Genomic DNA, 14005 nt, shown 5'->3' with positions numbered 1-14005 from the left:
TCTCCCTGCAGATGTGAATTCTGTGCGCTTCGCCTAGTTCGTCATTCCCGCGCAAGCGGGAATCCAGTGGCTTTAAGCCTGATCGCGGAACAGCGAACGCTCGGAGAACAATGGCGAAACAAACGGCCGATCAGCCCCGGTGTCGTATTCCTGGTGGTAGCGCTCGAGCCGCTCGACCTCGTTCTTCGAGCCGAGGATGACCGGCACGCGCTGGTGCAGGCTGTCCGGCGCCACGTCGAGGATGCGTTGGCGGCCGGTACTCGCCGCGCCGCCGGCCTGCTCGATCAGCATGGCCATCGGGTTGGCTTCGTAGAGCAGGCGCAGACGACCGGGCTTGCTCGGATCCTTGCTGTCCTTCGGGTACATGAAGATGCCGCCGCGGATCAGGATGCGATGCACTTCGGCGACCATCGAGGCGATCCAGCGAGTATTGAAATCCTCGCCGCGAACGCCCGTCTTGCCGGCCTTGCACTCGCTGACGTAGCGCTGCACCGGCGGTTCCCAGAAGCGTTCGTTCGAGGTGTTGATGGCGAATTCGCGGGTGTCTTCCGGGACGCGGATATTGGCGTGGGTCAGGATGAAGTTGCCGCTTTCGCGATCCAGCGTGAAGCCGTGCGTGCCGTTGCCGAGCGTCAGCACCATCATCGTCGACGGGCCGTAGATGGCGTAGCCGGCAGCGACCTGTTCGCAACCGGGGCGCAGGTAATCGCCGAGCTGGGCATCCCCCGCGGTCGACCGGGCAAAAATGGAGAAAATGGTTCCTACCGAGACATTGACGTCGCTGTTCGACGAGCCGTCGAGCGGATCGAAAACCAGCAGGTAGCGGCCACGCGGGTATTCGGCCGGGATCGGGTACGGGTCGTCCATTTCCTCGGAAGCCATGCCGGCCAGCTGGCCGCCCCACTCGCAGTGACGCAGGATGGCTTCGTTGGTCAGCACATCAAGCTTCTTCTGCACCTCGCCCTGGATATTGGTACTCTCCAGTGCGCCGTGGTGTCCGGCCAGCGCGCCTTTGGCGACCATCGCCGAGATGGTCTTGACGGCGGCGGCGACGTCGATGAGCAGCGCGCCGAGTTCGCCGTGGCTGGAACGGGTGTTTTCAATAACAAACTTCGAGAGGGTCGTACGGCCGAATTGCATGGTGTCTCCAATCATTCTTGTGTTACCGCATTGGCAACAAAGATAAGTGACTTATTAATTAAGTAACAGTCAGAGTTTCTTATCACCTGAGTAAGTCATAGCTTATCAACGCAGGGCTTACCGGCCACTTCAGAAATCCTGACTGGATGCCGGGAATGCACCGGGCTATCGTCCGCCGCATGCACCCACTTCAAGCCCTGATCTTCGACGTCGACGGCACGCTCGCCGACACCGAGCGCGACGGCCATCGTCCGGCCTTCAACCACGCCTTCGCCGATCTCGGGCTGGACTGGCACTGGGAAGAAAGGCTGTACGGCGAACTGCTCGCCATCACCGGCGGCAAGGAACGCATCCGCCACTACGCCGCCCGCCACGCCCCCGACATCGCCGCCCGGCCCGAATTTGAAGCGCTCATCCGCGACCTGCACGCCGCCAAGACGCGCCACTACCTGCGCCTCGTCGAATCGGCCAGCCTGCCGCTCCGCCCCGGCGTCGCGGCGCTCATCCACCACGCCCGCCAGCGCGGTCTGCGCCTCGCCATCGCCACCACGACCACCCCGGAAAACGTCACCGCCCTGCTCCACGCCACGCTCGGGCCGGACGCACCGGGCTGGTTCGAGGTCATCGGCGCCGGCGACATCGTGCCCAACAAAAAGCCGGCCCCCGACATCTACACCTGGGTGCTCGACCGCCTCGCCCTGCCGGCCGAAAACTGCCTGGCCATCGAAGACTCAGCCAACGGCCTGCGAGCCGCCCACGCCGCCGGCCTGCGCTGCCTCGTCACGCCCAACGACTACACCGCGGGCGAAGACTTCAGCAGCGCCTGGCGGGTGCTGACGGACCTGCGGGAGGTCGACCTCGACACCATCGCTGCCCCGACAATTTCAAATTTCGCCGTTTTTTCCGGTTGACCGTAGCAAGCGCAAAACCCGCCCCGCCACGCAAAACTCAAGTTCGCCCCCACATCAGCCGTAGTAGCTGATACACCAAGCAACCCGGGAACGAGACCATGAGCGAAAAAGAAACCAAAGACAGCCAGGAACAACCCGTCAAGGCGCGATCATTCGACAAGCTGACAGTAATCCTAGTCGGCGTAGCCCTCGTGCTGACGCTCGCCAACACCGTGCTGATCGCCATGAACCCCACCGCCAAAAAGGTCGAGCAATTCAATGAAGACCTCAAGACCGAACTGGCCGACAGCGTGGCCACGCTACACAAGAAGATCGACGGCCTGCGTCTGGCCGAACTCGAATGGCAGTCCGTGCTCAAAAAAGCCCAGGCCAAGCCCGACGCCATCTACAAGGTCGTCAACACCCAGGACGGCTATTTGACGCTGACGGAAATCGAGAAAACCGAAAGCTCGGCAGCGCAATAAATCGGAACGGCGGGAAACTCAGCTCCAGCCACCGGAGAGCGGATTTCAAATTTGGCTGTTTTTTCCGGTTGACCGTAACAAGCCTGGTTAACCGGAAAATTAAATCGAGCCTGCGCCCTTTAACCTTGCTGAATCTCAAAAAACATTCTCTAACATGGCCCATGCTTTTTGACCAAGTTGGGAGAGCTTTTCCGCTTTCAACGCAGTATCAGCGGCTTCGTTGACCTTCTTCCATACAGAACCGAGCTTATTGATTTCAGGAGCTTCGCGATTGGTAGCAACTATTTCCTTTTCTTCAATTAGCTCCCCAAGCGCTGTACGTGCGGCTTCTCGAAGCGTCTTGGCGCCAGAGATAGGATATTCGGCAAGAGCTCGTCTGATTAAATCTATGTGATGTTCTACAAGCTTGTTAAGCCTTGGCGGTAACTGCGAATCTGAGAGAGATACTTGAAGCTCATCGATAAGCGCGTGAATTTCGGTGAGCTCTGCTGGTTCAATTTGCGTCTCTTCGTCTGGCAAAATTTCACCACAGAAGGAAAGTGCGACGAATGTCTCTGGCGTAAGGTATTGGCGAACCTGATTCCATGTGGCGGGAAGCAGCATTGTGGAAAGTGCATCCTCAATTCGAGTGACTGAAGAGGAGTAAAGGCTTTCGCTGAAGTTGGCCTTTTGCATTTGCTCGCGTATTAATTCCAACTCGCGATACATGGCTGCAAGTAGTTCGGCTACGGCTGCTGACTTCTTGTTTTTGTTCGGTTCGTTGATGCCAAAGAGAGCTGCCCATACTTCGAGCGTCTGGATATTGTCGGGATGCCCTGGAATGTTCTTGAGGAGTGTAACCAAGCGCGATGCTGCATTAATGTTATTTGGCATAGCTATAGGCCCAACTAGGAATTATCGGGAACAGAACACGGTTTTGTGTCTGCCCAGTGGTTGTGCATGAATAGTTTTGAGCGCTTTCTGGCATATTTTTCAAAATCCTCCGGCGACAAACCGGACAGTATGAATATTTTATCGGGATTGCAAATGGCATTCGATGCACGGTTTTTGGTCTTGCCTGAGCAGCCGGGCAGGATTTGAGTTTCGGCCGTTTTTTCCGGTTGACCGTGGAACTGCTCAGCCACTGATTCCCGCACCCCCCATCCGGCTTTCAAGCTGTTCGTACTCCGAAATAACCTGCGCCCCAAGGAGCAGCAAGGTCGCGGCCAGTTCGATGCTGAACAGCACGACGACGGCGGTGGTCAGCGAGCCGTAGACGACACTGGCTTTTGACAGGGTGGCGAAATACCAGACCAGGACGTGGCGGATGACTTCCCAGATCGCCGCGATGACCGCCGCGCCGAGCAGGGCGTGACGGACTCGGGTGCGCCCGACCGGCAAGACAATGTAGAAAAAGGACAGGATGAGGACTTCGGTGGCCAGTCCCAGTCCGTAGAATGCTGGGCCGGACAGGCGCTGGAGGGGCAACTCGGCGCCGAAGACGTAGAGATAGTCTTGCGACAGACTCTGAATGGCGACCGACAGCACGGTGATGGCGAACAGCGCGACGCCGGCCAGCAAGACCAGGCTGTATGGCAGCAGCGCAACGACCAGGGCATGGCGTTTTTTGGTGACGTGGCGATGGGCAAAAATCTTGGCCATCGCACTCTGCAGAATGGAAAAAGTCAGCGAACTGAAGAACAGCATGGTGGCCAGCAAGAACACGCCGATCGACACGCCGTTGTCGAGAAAGCCGGAAACGTCGGACAACACGGCGGCGGCTTGGCTCGGCACCAGCCATTCGAGATAACGCTGGACGGTGGCCAGCAACTCGGCCTGATCGACCCAGCGCGACAGGCCGAGCACCGACAGCGTGATGAGTGGCAGCAGCGAGAGCAGCGCGTAATAGGCGACCGCGCCGGCGAGCATCAGCCCCTGGTTGCGGCCGAAATTGCGCAGCACGGTCAGGGTGAAATCGAGGGGGTGGAAGATCAGCTGGTGATCTGTTTTGGAGAGAATGTGCATGGGCGCGAGAGAGAAATGCGGTGGAGTCCATCGGCAATGACAGGCAGTTATAACCCACCCGGGCGGTGGCGCCTGTAATAATTTTCGACTGTCACGCGCCCCGTGCCCGGCGCCGCGCAAACCGCTACACTGCCCGCTCCCTGCTACTTCAATCATCACATGGAAAACCTGCTTTACTGGATCGGCCTCGCCGCCGTCGCCGTCAATGCGCTGACTGGCGTGCTTGATGCCGGCCGCAAGAACATGGACCTCGTCGGCGCCGTCATGGTCGGCAGCGCCACCGCGCTGGGCGGCGGTACGGTGCGCGACGTGCTGCTCGACCGCCCGGTGTTCTGGATCAGCGATCAGACTTATCTGCTCGTTGCCTTCGCGACGACGCTGATCATTTTCTTTGCCGTGCGCGGCCTCAAGCTGTCACCGCGGCCGTTCCTGATTCCCGATGCCATCGGGCTGGCGCTATTCACCATCGTCGGCACGCAGGTAGCGCTGGAATGGCACGCGCCGTGGCTGGTCGCCAGCCTGCTCGGGGTCATTACCGGGGTGGTCGGCGGCGTGCTGCGCGATGTGCTGTGCAACGAAGTGCCGCTCGTTTTCGTGCGCGGCGAGCTCTACGCTTCGGCCGCCTGGGCCGGCGCGCTGGCGCTGGTCGGGCTGCAATATTTTGGCGTTTCGTCGGTGATCGCGGCGTGGGTCGGCATGGCCATCGTCCTCGCCGCTCGCCTGCTCGGCATGACTTTCCGGATTACGTTGCCGACTTATTCGGAGCGGGAATAGGCACCAGGCTCCTCCCCCTTCGAGGGGGAGGCAGGGAGGGGGATGGGTGTAGTTGAGGAAGACTTGCCGCTGCTTCTTTACCCATCCCCACCCCGACCCTCCCCTTGAAGGGGAGGGAGAGGAGTTAGCTGTCGAGCGACTTGATCAGCTCGAACAGCCGCTGGTAGAAATCGTGGGCGATGACGGTTTCTTCGCCGACCTTGACCAGGGTGTCCTTGTCGATGGCCCACGGCAGCGACACCGAACCGAGCGCTGAAACGCTGACGCCGGCGCTGCTGCCCTTGGATTTCATCTCGAACTGGGTTTCCAGGGCGCTGGCGTAGATGACTGCGCCGAGGCTGCTTGGCAGGCAGACGAGGGTGATGCTCAGGCGGTTGGCTTCATCGGGCCGCGGCCGGAAAAATTTCTCGCCGCGTACGCTTTGCGGCTTTTCTTCGTTGATTTGATAGCCCTGACTGAGCAGGGCGCGCTTGCCGATTTCGCAGGCGGCTTCGGCGTCCCGGCTGCTGTAGTACTGGAACGGCGTCTCGCTGGAGAAGGCTTCGGACTGGTAGGAACGTGGCGCTTTGGTCGCCAGGCAGCCGCTCAGGCTCAGGCTGGCGAGGATGGCCAGCGAGAAGGAACGGCACAGCGAGAGCAACGGTGATTTCATGGCTGGGTATTTTAAGGAGTTTGTGGGTCAGCCGTATGGCAAGCGCGACGGAATGGTTTTTGGCGCTCGCCAAGCCATTTCATTTTCGGCCGTTTTTTACGTTTCACGTAGTAAACCGGGGTGACCGTGGCAACCTCCCTAGCGGTTGCCCTTCCAGTTCGCCACGCAGTTCTGGCGGAAATACTGCAAGGCACGGTCCATGTGGCTGTCCGGCATCTGCGGGTCGTTGTCGGCCAGATGGATTTCGGCGTCCGGCTGCAAATCCTGCGACCACATCAGTTTGAGGTCTTCGCGCTGCTCGAACGGGGCGTGTTCTTCGATAAAGGCAAGCACCGCCTTGTTGTCGAAACCCTGGGTGCGGAAAGCGGCGATGATGCTCTTCGCCTCCTTGAGCAGGGCGGCGGCTTTCGGCGGATGGCCGGTGGCGACGTTAAGGAAAATGGTCGCCAGCACGGCCGGGTCGTCGGCGTCGCCTTTGGTGATGCGCACCCATTCCTTGGCGACGAGCCGGTCGTAGGCGACGACGTCTTCTTCCGGCAGGTCGCGGACAAAAAAGGCGCCCTGGGCTTCGGCGTGGAGAATTTCGTCGGGCGACTTTTCCGGCGACTTGAGGCGCGGCAGGGCGTCATCGATAAAGTCCTGCATGGCCTGTCGGGTCATTTCCTGGAAGGCATGCGGCGCCTCACGCAGGAAGGCATCGACGGTGGCCGGCTTGTGCTTGAAGGTCTTCTTGCGCAGCGCCTCGATGAGATTGACGAACTCGCGCTTCGAGGGCATTTCCAGCGTTTTGGCGCCGACGTAGAGGAGCAGCATGGCCGAGCGGATGACTTCCTCGGCGCTGTAGTCTTCGCATTCTTCCGGCCGGGTGTTCAGTTGCCGGGCCAGCCAGCGGGCGAAATCGATGCGCATCTGGTTGGCCTGGCACTGCTCAACCTGCGCCCGATAGCTGGCGACGCTGAGCGGGAAGGCAAAGCTGCGCTCGTTGACGAAGATCTTCTGCCCCTGCGCGTCGACCTTGCGGGCGTGCAGGCTGGTTTCGCCGGGCATCGCGTGCAGGCGCTTGAGCATTTCCGAGCCGCCGCGCGAGTGCGAGAGCAGCGTGTTGTCACGCAAGGACATGGCGGCGGCACGTAGGTCGCCATTCGAGAAATCTTCGAGATAGAGGCTGATCAGGTTGGCCATGCGCGTCACGGCACTTTCGAGATCGGTGCGCAGGTAGGCGGTGCCGAAATGGTCGGCGATCTGGACGATACCCTTGGGCGCATCGGCTTCGATGCGGGCCATCGTTTCGCGCGTCAGGATGCCGTGCTCGAGCCCGAAGCGGACGGCTTTCTCGAAGAACGGGCGGTCATCGACGAGCGTGACTGAATTGTTCATTGCCGCCATCCTTAGAGCGCCGATTCCTCGTCATCCACTGCCGCGGCCGGGGCGGATTTCGGCTTGATGTCTTCGGCTTCGCCTTCTTCAAGCGCTTCGACGCGGTGCTGCAGGCGGTCGCGCAGGGTGATGACGATCTGCTCGAAAATGTCCGACAGCTCGTAGCGCAGCACCCAGGCGGTTTCCTGCCAGTCGTGGTCGGCGATTTGCGAACGCGGCACCTTGGGGCGCGAGCCGGCGATGGAGTTGCCTTCGTGCAGGGCTTCGTCAAGCTCTTCGATCTTTTCGTTGAGCCACGAGATCGACTTCGATTCATGACCGTGCTCGGCGTCGAAGTCCTCGGAGAAGACGCCGGAGATGGCGAAGGCGAGGAACTCGTCGTCGCGCTCGGCGAAATAATTGGCCAGCACTTCGTAACCGCCCTCGATCTCGCCGATCGCCTCAAGGTACTCGGCAGTCATCTCTTCGTCGCGGTAGAGCACGGCGTTCATCATGCCGTGCAGGGCGGCGTGCGTCTGGTCGCGGTAGCGCGTTTCAAGGATGACGGCGCGGGCGAACTGCTCGGGCGTGACGAGCATGTTGACGACCGACTGCTTGGAGCCGTCGAAGCCGCGCATGACGGCCAGCAAATCCTTCGGCGCGATATCGTTCATGACCTCGACCAGGGCGTCGTCGCCCTCGCTGTCGGCGATGTTGGCCAGCGCCGTTTCGGCGCCCTTGAGGTCGCCGGCCAGAATGAGCTGGGATGTCTTGAGTACAACGGGATGCGTCATGTCTTGCCTTATCAGATAGATCGTTTTTTTGCGGGCTTGATCAGGACTTGATCGAGTCGAAGCCCTGCTCGCCCAGCCAGTCATCGCCGGCTTCGGCCAGGTCGCGCTCGCCGTCATCGTCGCCGCGACCGTCATCGTCGTCGCTGCGCTCGCGGTCTGCATCCTCGTCGTCATCTTCGGCCGCAGCTGGTGGTGCGCTGTGGTCGAATTTGCGGATGAATTCGAGGCTGGCAGCCGTCACCATGAACTCCTCACCAGCCCGCTCGGCCAGCACGGCGGCGAGATACGGGGCGGCCCAATCGGCCACCGTGACGAGCGGGGAAACATGATCCCAGCCAGGGAAATCGCCATCATCCGGCTCGCAGTCGACCACCGCCGCCATCGCTTTCGGATTGGCGAAGGAAAACGCGTCGTAGAAGACCGGCACGACCATCTCCGGGGCGAATTCGATCATCGGCAGGATGGACGCCAGTTCCTGACGCTTTTCCTTGAGCCGGTGTTTCAGCGCCGACTTGCCTTCCGAATCGTTGAGCAGATCCTGGATTTCGGCGTCGTACGACGATGACAGTTCGGCAAAGTAATAAGATTTTTTCACTGCTGCATTTTTCCTAAATGGCTGGACCAGATTTCGCGCGCTACGGCCAGGGGGTCATCGATCAGGCTGGAGCGTCGCGTCTCGTCATAAACCTTGCGGCGATCGACATCCGCCAGCACTTCGTAAGCCTCCTGCACCTCCCGGAACTTGGCCGCCGCATCGGGCGCCGGGTTGCGGTCAGGGTGAAACTGCGCCGCCTTCTTGCGGTAGGCCGTCTTGATCAGCTCGGTGGTCGCATCGGGCGAGACGCCGAGCAATCCGTAATAATCTTTCATAGTCTCTTTGTCAGTGGTCGGGCAGGCGCATTCGTGCCTTGGCTAACCCGCCATTTTACGCCACTCCGCAGGTCCTCCCGCTTTCCTTGCACCTGCCACGGTCAACGGGGTTTTTTGCCCAAAATCAGAATCTCCAGACGCATGCCAACGATTCAGCAATTGCTTATGTGTTCAATAAAAACACGTGACTATTATTTATCAATGGCCGCGCCTAGCATTCAATCCATAGTTTTTCCCCGACGAATAACCCAGGAGACAAGACGATGGACCAGTCAAAACGCTATGCCGACCTCAGCCTGACCGAAGCCGAACTGATCGCCGGGGGCAAGCACATCCTCTGCGCCTACAAGATGAAGCCCAAGGCCGGCCACGGCTACCTCGAAGCCGCCGCCCACTTCGCCGCCGAGTCGTCGACCGGCACCAACGTCGAAGTCAGCACCACCGACGAATTCACCAAGGGCGTCGACGCGCTGGTTTATTACATCGACGAGGCGACCGAGGACACGCGCATCGCCTACCCGCTCGACCTCTTCGACCGCAACATGACCGACGGCCGGATGATGATGGCCTCCTTCCTGACCCTGACCATCGGCAACAACCAGGGCATGGGCGACATCGAGCACGCCAAGATGGTCGATTTCTACGTGCCGCGGCGCGCCATCGAACTGTTCGACGGCCCGGCCAAGGACATTTCCGATCTCTGGCGCATGCTCGGCCGGCCGGTCAAGGATGGCGGCTATATCGCCGGCACCATCATCAAACCCAAGCTCGGCCTGCGCCCGGAACCCTTCGCCCGCGCCGCCTACGAGTTCTGGCTCGGCGGTGATTTCATCAAGAACGACGAGCCACAAGGCAACCAGGTCTTCGCGCCGCTAAAAAAAGTCATCCCGCTGGTCTATGATTCAATGAAGCGGGCCATGGACGAAACTGGTGAAGCAAAGCTGTTCTCAATGAACATCACCGCCGACGACCATTTCGAGATGTGTGCCCGCGCCGACTTTGCCCTCGAAGCCTTCGGCCCGGATGCCGACAAACTGGCCTTCCTGGTCGATGGCTACGTTGGCGGCCCGGGCATGATCACCACCGCCCGCCGGCAATACCCGAACCAGTACCTCCACTACCACCGCGCCGGCCACGGCGCCATCACTTCGCCATCGTCGAAGCGCGGCTACACGGCTTACGTTCTGGCCAAAATGAGCCGTCTGCAAGGCGCTTCCGGCATCCACGTCGGGACCATGGGCTACGGCAAGATGGAAGGCGACAAGGACGACCGCGCCTGCGCCTACATCATCGAGCGCGACAGCTATCAGGGGCCGGTTTATCACCAGGAGTGGTACGGCATGAAGCCGACGACGCCGATCATCTCCGGCGGCATGAACGCCCTGCGTCTTCCCGGCTTCTTCGAGAATCTGGGTCACGGGAATGTGATCAACACGGCTGGTGGTGGTGCTTATGGGCACATTGACTCGCCGGCGGCTGGGGCGCGCTCGTTGCGGCAGGCTTACGATTGCTGGAAGGCCGGGGCGGATCCTGTGGAATGGGCGCGGGATCATTACGAGTTTGCTCGGGCGTTTGAATCGTTTCCGCAGGATGCGGATCAGTTGTTCCCGGGGTGGCGGCACAAGTTGCGGCCGGCAGCGTAATAAGCTTGGGGTTCCGCCTTGCTGGCGGGCGTACTTTCTTTTGCTTCGCCAAAAGAAAGTAGCCAAAGAAAAGGCGACCCCAGGGTCGGCGCCCCTTCGGGGTTCCTTCCGCTACTCGGCAGGCCGGGCGGCTTGCTAAACTCGCCTTCGGCTCAAACAACGCAAGCCGACTGCCCCCGGCCCACCTGCGTTGCTCAGCGCCTCTCATGGGGACCCGAAAACGTCCTGGCTCAACCTGTTTCGCCTGAAATGGCATTGCTACGGTCAACCGGAAAAAATGCCCAAAAATAAAATCCACAGTTTGAGCGTGGACGCCTTACCGGGCCCCTTGGGAGGTGCCGAGCAACGCAGGAAGGCCGGGGGCAGTCGGCGAGGACTGTCTGAGGGGCGAAGCCCCGAGTTCCGCAGCCGCCCGGCTTTCCGAGTAGCGCAGGGAACCGGCGCAGCCGGCACCGACCCAGGGTCGCCTTCTTCTTTGGCTACTTTCTTCTTGGCGAAGCAAGAAGAAAGTATGCCCGCCAGCAAGGCGGAAACCCAAGCCGATTGAACGGAACCCCAAGCCAGTTAAACGCCTACAAAACCACCTGCGTCCCAAGCTCAACAACCCGATTACTCGGAATCTTGAAGAAGGCCGTCGCCGACCCCGCATTGCGGAACATGGCGACGAAAATCTTCTCCCGCCAGAACGCCATTTCCGAGCCAAGTCGCGGTATCAGCGTTTCGCGACCGATGAAGTAGGACGTCTCCAGCGGACTGAAATCCAGGCCGAAGACGGCGCAACGATCGAGTGCTCCGGGCACATTGGGGTCGTCCATGAAACCGTAGTGAATGACCACACTCCAGAAATTTTCCTTGAGCTGGTGTACTTCAACGCGATCGATGTCCGGCACGTAAGGGACATCGAAGAACTGGACCGAGAGCAGCACGACGCGTTCATGCAGCACCTTGTTGTGCATCAGGTTGTGGAGCAGCGCGTGCGGCACGCCCTTGGGGTCGGCGTTGAGGAAGACCGACGTGCCGGCAACACGGGTCGGCATCGAGGAGGCCAGCGAATCGAGGAACATCGACAGTTCCAGACGTTCGCCTTGCAGGCGTGCGGAGAGCAACTGACGGCCGCGCTTCCAGGTCATCATGACGATAAAGATGGCCATCCCGGCGAGCAGCGGGAACCAGCCGCCATCGGGAATCTTGAGGATGTTGGCGGCCAGGAAAACGAGCTCGACGGCGAGGAAGCAGGCGAAGAGCAGGCCGGCCTTGACCCAGCCCCATTTCCAGACCTTGGCGACGACCACGGTGGCGAGGATGGAAGTGATCACCATGTCGCCGGTCACGGCGATGCCGTAGGCCGCGGCGAGGTTGTTCGACGATTTGAAACCGAGGACAAGGATCATCACGGCGACCATCAGGCCCCAGTTGACCGCCGGCAGGTAGATCTGGCCTTGCTCCTTGTCCGAAGTATGCTGCACCTCCATACGCGGCACGAAGCCAAGCTGCATGGCCTGGCGCGTCACCGAAAAGGCACCGGAAATGACGGCCTGCGAGGCGATCACCGTCGCCATGGTGGCCAGTGCAACGAGCGGAATCAGCGCCCACTCCGGCGCCGACAGGAAGAACGGGTTCTTGGCAGCTTCCGGCTCGGCCAGGATCAGGGCGCCCTGACCAAAATAGTTGAGGACCAGCGCCGGCAGCACGAAGGCGAACCAGGCGCGGGAGATCGGTTTGCGGCCGAAGTGGCCCATGTCGGCGTAGAGCGCCTCGGCCCCGGTCACGGCAAGCACGACATTGCCCATGGCGATCAGCGACATGGCCTTGTTTTCGAGCAGGAATTCAATGCCATAGACCGGGTTGATCGCCAGCAGGATGCCCGGATGCGCGACGATGTTGTGCAGCCCGAGCAGCGCCAGGACGGTGAACCACAGCATCATGACCGGCCCGAAAAAAGCGCCGACCTTGGCCGTACCGCTCCGCTGGACGAAGAACAACACGAACAGAACGATCATCGTGATCGGGATGACGAAAGACTTGAAAGCCGGGGTAATGACCTCCAGCCCCTCGACGGCGGAAAGCACGGAAATGGCCGGCGTCACCATGCCGTCGCCGTAGAACATCGCCGCCCCGAGGACGCCGAAAATCATGATCAGCCGAGTCTGTTTCGGCTTGTTCTGCGCCGTGTGCAGGGCCAGAGCGATGAGCGCCATGATGCCGCCTTCGCCGCGGTTGTCGGCACGCATGATGAAGCTCACATACTTGATCGAGACGACGACGATGAGCGCCCAGAAGAAGAGCGACAGGCTGCCGTAAATATTGCTGACGGTGACCGGGATCGGGTGGTTGCCGGCGAAGACTTCCTTCACCGCATAGAGCGGGCTGGTCCCGATGTCGCCATAGACGACGCCGAGGGCGGCCAGGGCCAGGGCAGCGAAACGCTTGCCGGAAGACTCCACCTCGTGATGACTCATCAATCCAGCTCCCCGCTGATTCGGCGCGCGACTGACCGAGCTGGCCCCAAGCCCCGGGGCTTAGCCCCCGAGCGCCGCCTTCAGCGAATGCACTTCCTCTTCCGACTCCTCGACGATTTCGGCCAAGGCATCGGCGTCGAAAAGCGTGTCAAGAATCGTCGTATCGATCTCGCCATCGAGCTCCTTGTCGCGCCAGCTCGATGTCCGGTTGGCGATCTTGTTGGCGATGAACAGGACATTGGAGAGATTGTCGATGGCCGTGATTTCGCGGTCAGTTTCGTGATCCCGGACCGCTTCGAGGACCGATTCCGGCAAGCCCATCGCCGACAGCAGGGCGTGACCGATATTGTCGTGCCAGCCGACCAGCAAAGCGTGCAGCTCGACCTTGTCGTTGGCCAGCTCAGGAAAATTGGCGGCGCGCGACATCAGATAGAAAACCCCGAGATCGTGCACCAGGCCGGCAAACATCGCCTCGTCACCATTGATGCGACGCTTGCGAGCCAGTACGCGGCACAACGCCGCAACGTGCGAGGTGTGCTCCCACAGCCGATGGGAAATCTCCTCGAACGGCTGCATCTGTTTCGACTTGAGCAACTGCTCCATGGCCACGGCAAACGACACGGTGCGCACGGCCTCCATGCCGACCCGGACAATGGCGCTCTTGACGTCGGCGACTTCGCGACCGCTCGGGTTCATCGCCACCGAATTGGCCATGCGGATGATCTTGGCGCTCATCAGCGGCTCGGCACCGACCAGCTTGGCCAGTTGTTCGACGTTCAGATTCGGATCCTTGAGCGCCGCACGCACCTGGAAGGTGATGTCGAGGAAGGTCGGAAAAGTGATTTCATTGCTGGAAAGATCCCGGGCAATGTCCTCAAGAATCTTGAAAGTGACGGCGCTGGCCATGCTGATTTACCTCTGGGCAAAAAGGGAATTGC

The 14005-nt window shown here is 60.5% G+C and carries 15 protein-coding genes; 4 read left to right on the top strand and 11 right to left on the bottom strand.

The features are described from left to right. Nucleotides 1-72 precede the first annotated feature (72 nt). Nucleotides 73-1140, bottom strand: coding sequence for a class 1 fructose-bisphosphatase (locus KI610_RS02395; RefSeq protein WP_226497098.1), 1068 nt, complete (start codon nucleotides 1138-1140; stop codon nucleotides 73-75). Between the two features lie 155 nt (nucleotides 1141-1295). Here KI610_RS02395 and KI610_RS02390 point away from each other — a divergent pair, with 155 nt between their 5' ends. Together KI610_RS02390 and KI610_RS02385 are read left to right on the top strand one after the other, a co-directional pair. After that, nucleotides 1296-2051: an HAD family hydrolase gene (locus KI610_RS02390; RefSeq protein ID WP_226497097.1), complete on the top strand. Its 756-nt coding sequence runs from the start codon at nucleotides 1296-1298 to the stop codon at nucleotides 2049-2051. 98 nt (nucleotides 2052-2149) lie between these two features. Beyond that, on the top strand, nucleotides 2150-2515 hold the full coding sequence (locus KI610_RS02385) for a hypothetical protein (RefSeq protein WP_226497096.1): 366 nt from the start codon (nucleotides 2150-2152) through the stop codon (nucleotides 2513-2515). Between the two features lie 135 nt (nucleotides 2516-2650). Here KI610_RS02385 and KI610_RS02380 read toward each other — a convergent pair whose 3' ends face one another. The 3 genes from KI610_RS02380 to KI610_RS02370 are packed head-to-tail and all read right to left on the bottom strand — an operon-like array spanning nucleotide 2651 to nucleotide 4519. Next, complete coding sequence (locus tag KI610_RS02380; RefSeq protein WP_226497095.1) at nucleotides 2651-3358, bottom strand: hypothetical protein; 708 nt, start codon at nucleotides 3356-3358, stop codon at nucleotides 2651-2653. A gap of 44 nt (nucleotides 3359-3402) precedes the next feature. After that, nucleotides 3403-3639 carry a hypothetical protein gene (locus KI610_RS02375; RefSeq protein WP_226497094.1) on the bottom strand — a complete coding sequence of 79 codons (237 nt, stop codon included), beginning with the start codon at nucleotides 3637-3639 and terminating at the stop codon, nucleotides 3403-3405. Next, nucleotides 3632-4519 carry a YihY/virulence factor BrkB family protein gene (locus tag KI610_RS02370; protein WP_226497093.1) on the bottom strand — a complete coding sequence of 296 codons (888 nt, stop codon included), beginning with the start codon at nucleotides 4517-4519 and terminating at the stop codon, nucleotides 3632-3634. Before KI610_RS02370 ends, KI610_RS02375 begins: the two co-directional genes overlap by 8 nt. A gap of 159 nt (nucleotides 4520-4678) precedes the next feature. Here KI610_RS02370 and KI610_RS02365 point away from each other — a divergent pair, with 159 nt between their 5' ends. After that, complete coding sequence (locus KI610_RS02365; RefSeq protein ID WP_226497092.1) at nucleotides 4679-5293, top strand: trimeric intracellular cation channel family protein; 615 nt, start codon at nucleotides 4679-4681, stop codon at nucleotides 5291-5293. A gap of 124 nt (nucleotides 5294-5417) precedes the next feature. Here KI610_RS02365 and KI610_RS02360 read toward each other — a convergent pair whose 3' ends face one another. The 5 genes from KI610_RS02360 to KI610_RS02340 all read right to left on the bottom strand — a co-directional run bounded on the left by KI610_RS02360 (nucleotide 5418) and on the right by KI610_RS02340 (nucleotide 8965). After that, entirely contained in the window at nucleotides 5418-5945 is a 528-nt protein-coding gene (locus tag KI610_RS02360) for a DUF2242 domain-containing protein (protein WP_226497091.1), read from the bottom strand. Between the two features lie 138 nt (nucleotides 5946-6083). Then, the gene (locus KI610_RS02355; protein ID WP_226497090.1) at nucleotides 6084-7322 is read right to left on the bottom strand and encodes a hypothetical protein; all 1239 of its coding nucleotides are present in this window, start codon (nucleotides 7320-7322) and stop codon (nucleotides 6084-6086) included. An 11-nt stretch (nucleotides 7323-7333) separates the two neighbouring features. Then, a complete protein-coding gene (locus KI610_RS02350; RefSeq protein WP_226497089.1) occupies nucleotides 7334-8095 on the bottom strand; it encodes a hypothetical protein in 762 nt (253 codons plus the stop codon). Nucleotides 8096-8135: 40 nt separating this feature from the next. Then, nucleotides 8136-8690, bottom strand: a complete 555-nt coding sequence (locus tag KI610_RS02345) for a hypothetical protein (RefSeq protein ID WP_226497088.1) — start codon at nucleotides 8688-8690, stop codon at nucleotides 8136-8138. Beyond that, nucleotides 8687-8965 carry a DnaJ domain-containing protein gene (locus KI610_RS02340; RefSeq protein WP_226497087.1) on the bottom strand — a complete coding sequence of 93 codons (279 nt, stop codon included), beginning with the start codon at nucleotides 8963-8965 and terminating at the stop codon, nucleotides 8687-8689. The genes KI610_RS02345 and KI610_RS02340 overlap by 4 nt, the downstream gene beginning before the upstream one ends. Nucleotides 8966-9228: 263 nt before the next feature. Between KI610_RS02340 and KI610_RS02335 the strand changes: the two genes are divergently transcribed. Beyond that, complete coding sequence (locus KI610_RS02335) at nucleotides 9229-10608, top strand: ribulose-bisphosphate carboxylase (protein WP_226497086.1); 1380 nt, start codon at nucleotides 9229-9231, stop codon at nucleotides 10606-10608. Between the two features lie 572 nt (nucleotides 10609-11180). Here KI610_RS02335 and KI610_RS02330 read toward each other — a convergent pair. Both KI610_RS02330 and KI610_RS02325 read right to left on the bottom strand, forming a co-directional pair. Beyond that, nucleotides 11181-13067, bottom strand: a complete 1887-nt coding sequence (locus KI610_RS02330; protein ID WP_226497085.1) for a potassium transporter Kup — start codon at nucleotides 13065-13067, stop codon at nucleotides 11181-11183. 60 nt (nucleotides 13068-13127) lie between these two features. Beyond that, complete coding sequence (locus KI610_RS02325; protein WP_226497084.1) at nucleotides 13128-13973, bottom strand: HDOD domain-containing protein; 846 nt, start codon at nucleotides 13971-13973, stop codon at nucleotides 13128-13130. Nucleotides 13974-14005: the final 32 nt, after the last annotated feature.

Origin of the sequence: Ferribacterium limneticum (assembly GCF_020510565.1) — a bacterium.
In the GTDB taxonomy this organism is placed as follows: domain Bacteria; phylum Pseudomonadota; class Gammaproteobacteria; order Burkholderiales; family Rhodocyclaceae; genus Azonexus; species Azonexus limneticus_B.
Note: the sequence above shows the minus strand (reverse complement) of the source record. Positions and strands in the feature narration are given on the sequence as shown.

Coding starts and splice junctions, on each gene's coding strand:
- KI610_RS02385 (WP_226497096.1), top strand. CDS start 2,150: ATGAGCGAAAAAGAAACCAAAGACAGCCAGGAACAACCCGTCAAGGCG.
- KI610_RS02395 (WP_226497098.1), bottom strand. CDS start 1,140: ATGCAATTCGGCCGTACGACCCTCTCGAAGTTTGTTATTGAAAACACC.
- KI610_RS02370 (WP_226497093.1), bottom strand. CDS start 4,519: ATGCACATTCTCTCCAAAACAGATCACCAGCTGATCTTCCACCCCCTC.
- KI610_RS02390 (WP_226497097.1), top strand. CDS start 1,296: ATGCACCGGGCTATCGTCCGCCGCATGCACCCACTTCAAGCCCTGATC.
- KI610_RS02350 (WP_226497089.1), bottom strand. CDS start 8,095: ATGACGCATCCCGTTGTACTCAAGACATCCCAGCTCATTCTGGCCGGC.
- KI610_RS02360 (WP_226497091.1), bottom strand. CDS start 5,945: ATGAAATCACCGTTGCTCTCGCTGTGCCGTTCCTTCTCGCTGGCCATC.
- KI610_RS02330 (WP_226497085.1), bottom strand. CDS start 13,067: ATGAGTCATCACGAGGTGGAGTCTTCCGGCAAGCGTTTCGCTGCCCTG.
- KI610_RS02325 (WP_226497084.1), bottom strand. CDS start 13,973: ATGGCCAGCGCCGTCACTTTCAAGATTCTTGAGGACATTGCCCGGGAT.
- KI610_RS02355 (WP_226497090.1), bottom strand. CDS start 7,322: ATGAACAATTCAGTCACGCTCGTCGATGACCGCCCGTTCTTCGAGAAA.
- KI610_RS02335 (WP_226497086.1), top strand. CDS start 9,229: ATGGACCAGTCAAAACGCTATGCCGACCTCAGCCTGACCGAAGCCGAA.
- KI610_RS02340 (WP_226497087.1), bottom strand. CDS start 8,965: ATGAAAGATTATTACGGATTGCTCGGCGTCTCGCCCGATGCGACCACC.
- KI610_RS02365 (WP_226497092.1), top strand. CDS start 4,679: ATGGAAAACCTGCTTTACTGGATCGGCCTCGCCGCCGTCGCCGTCAAT.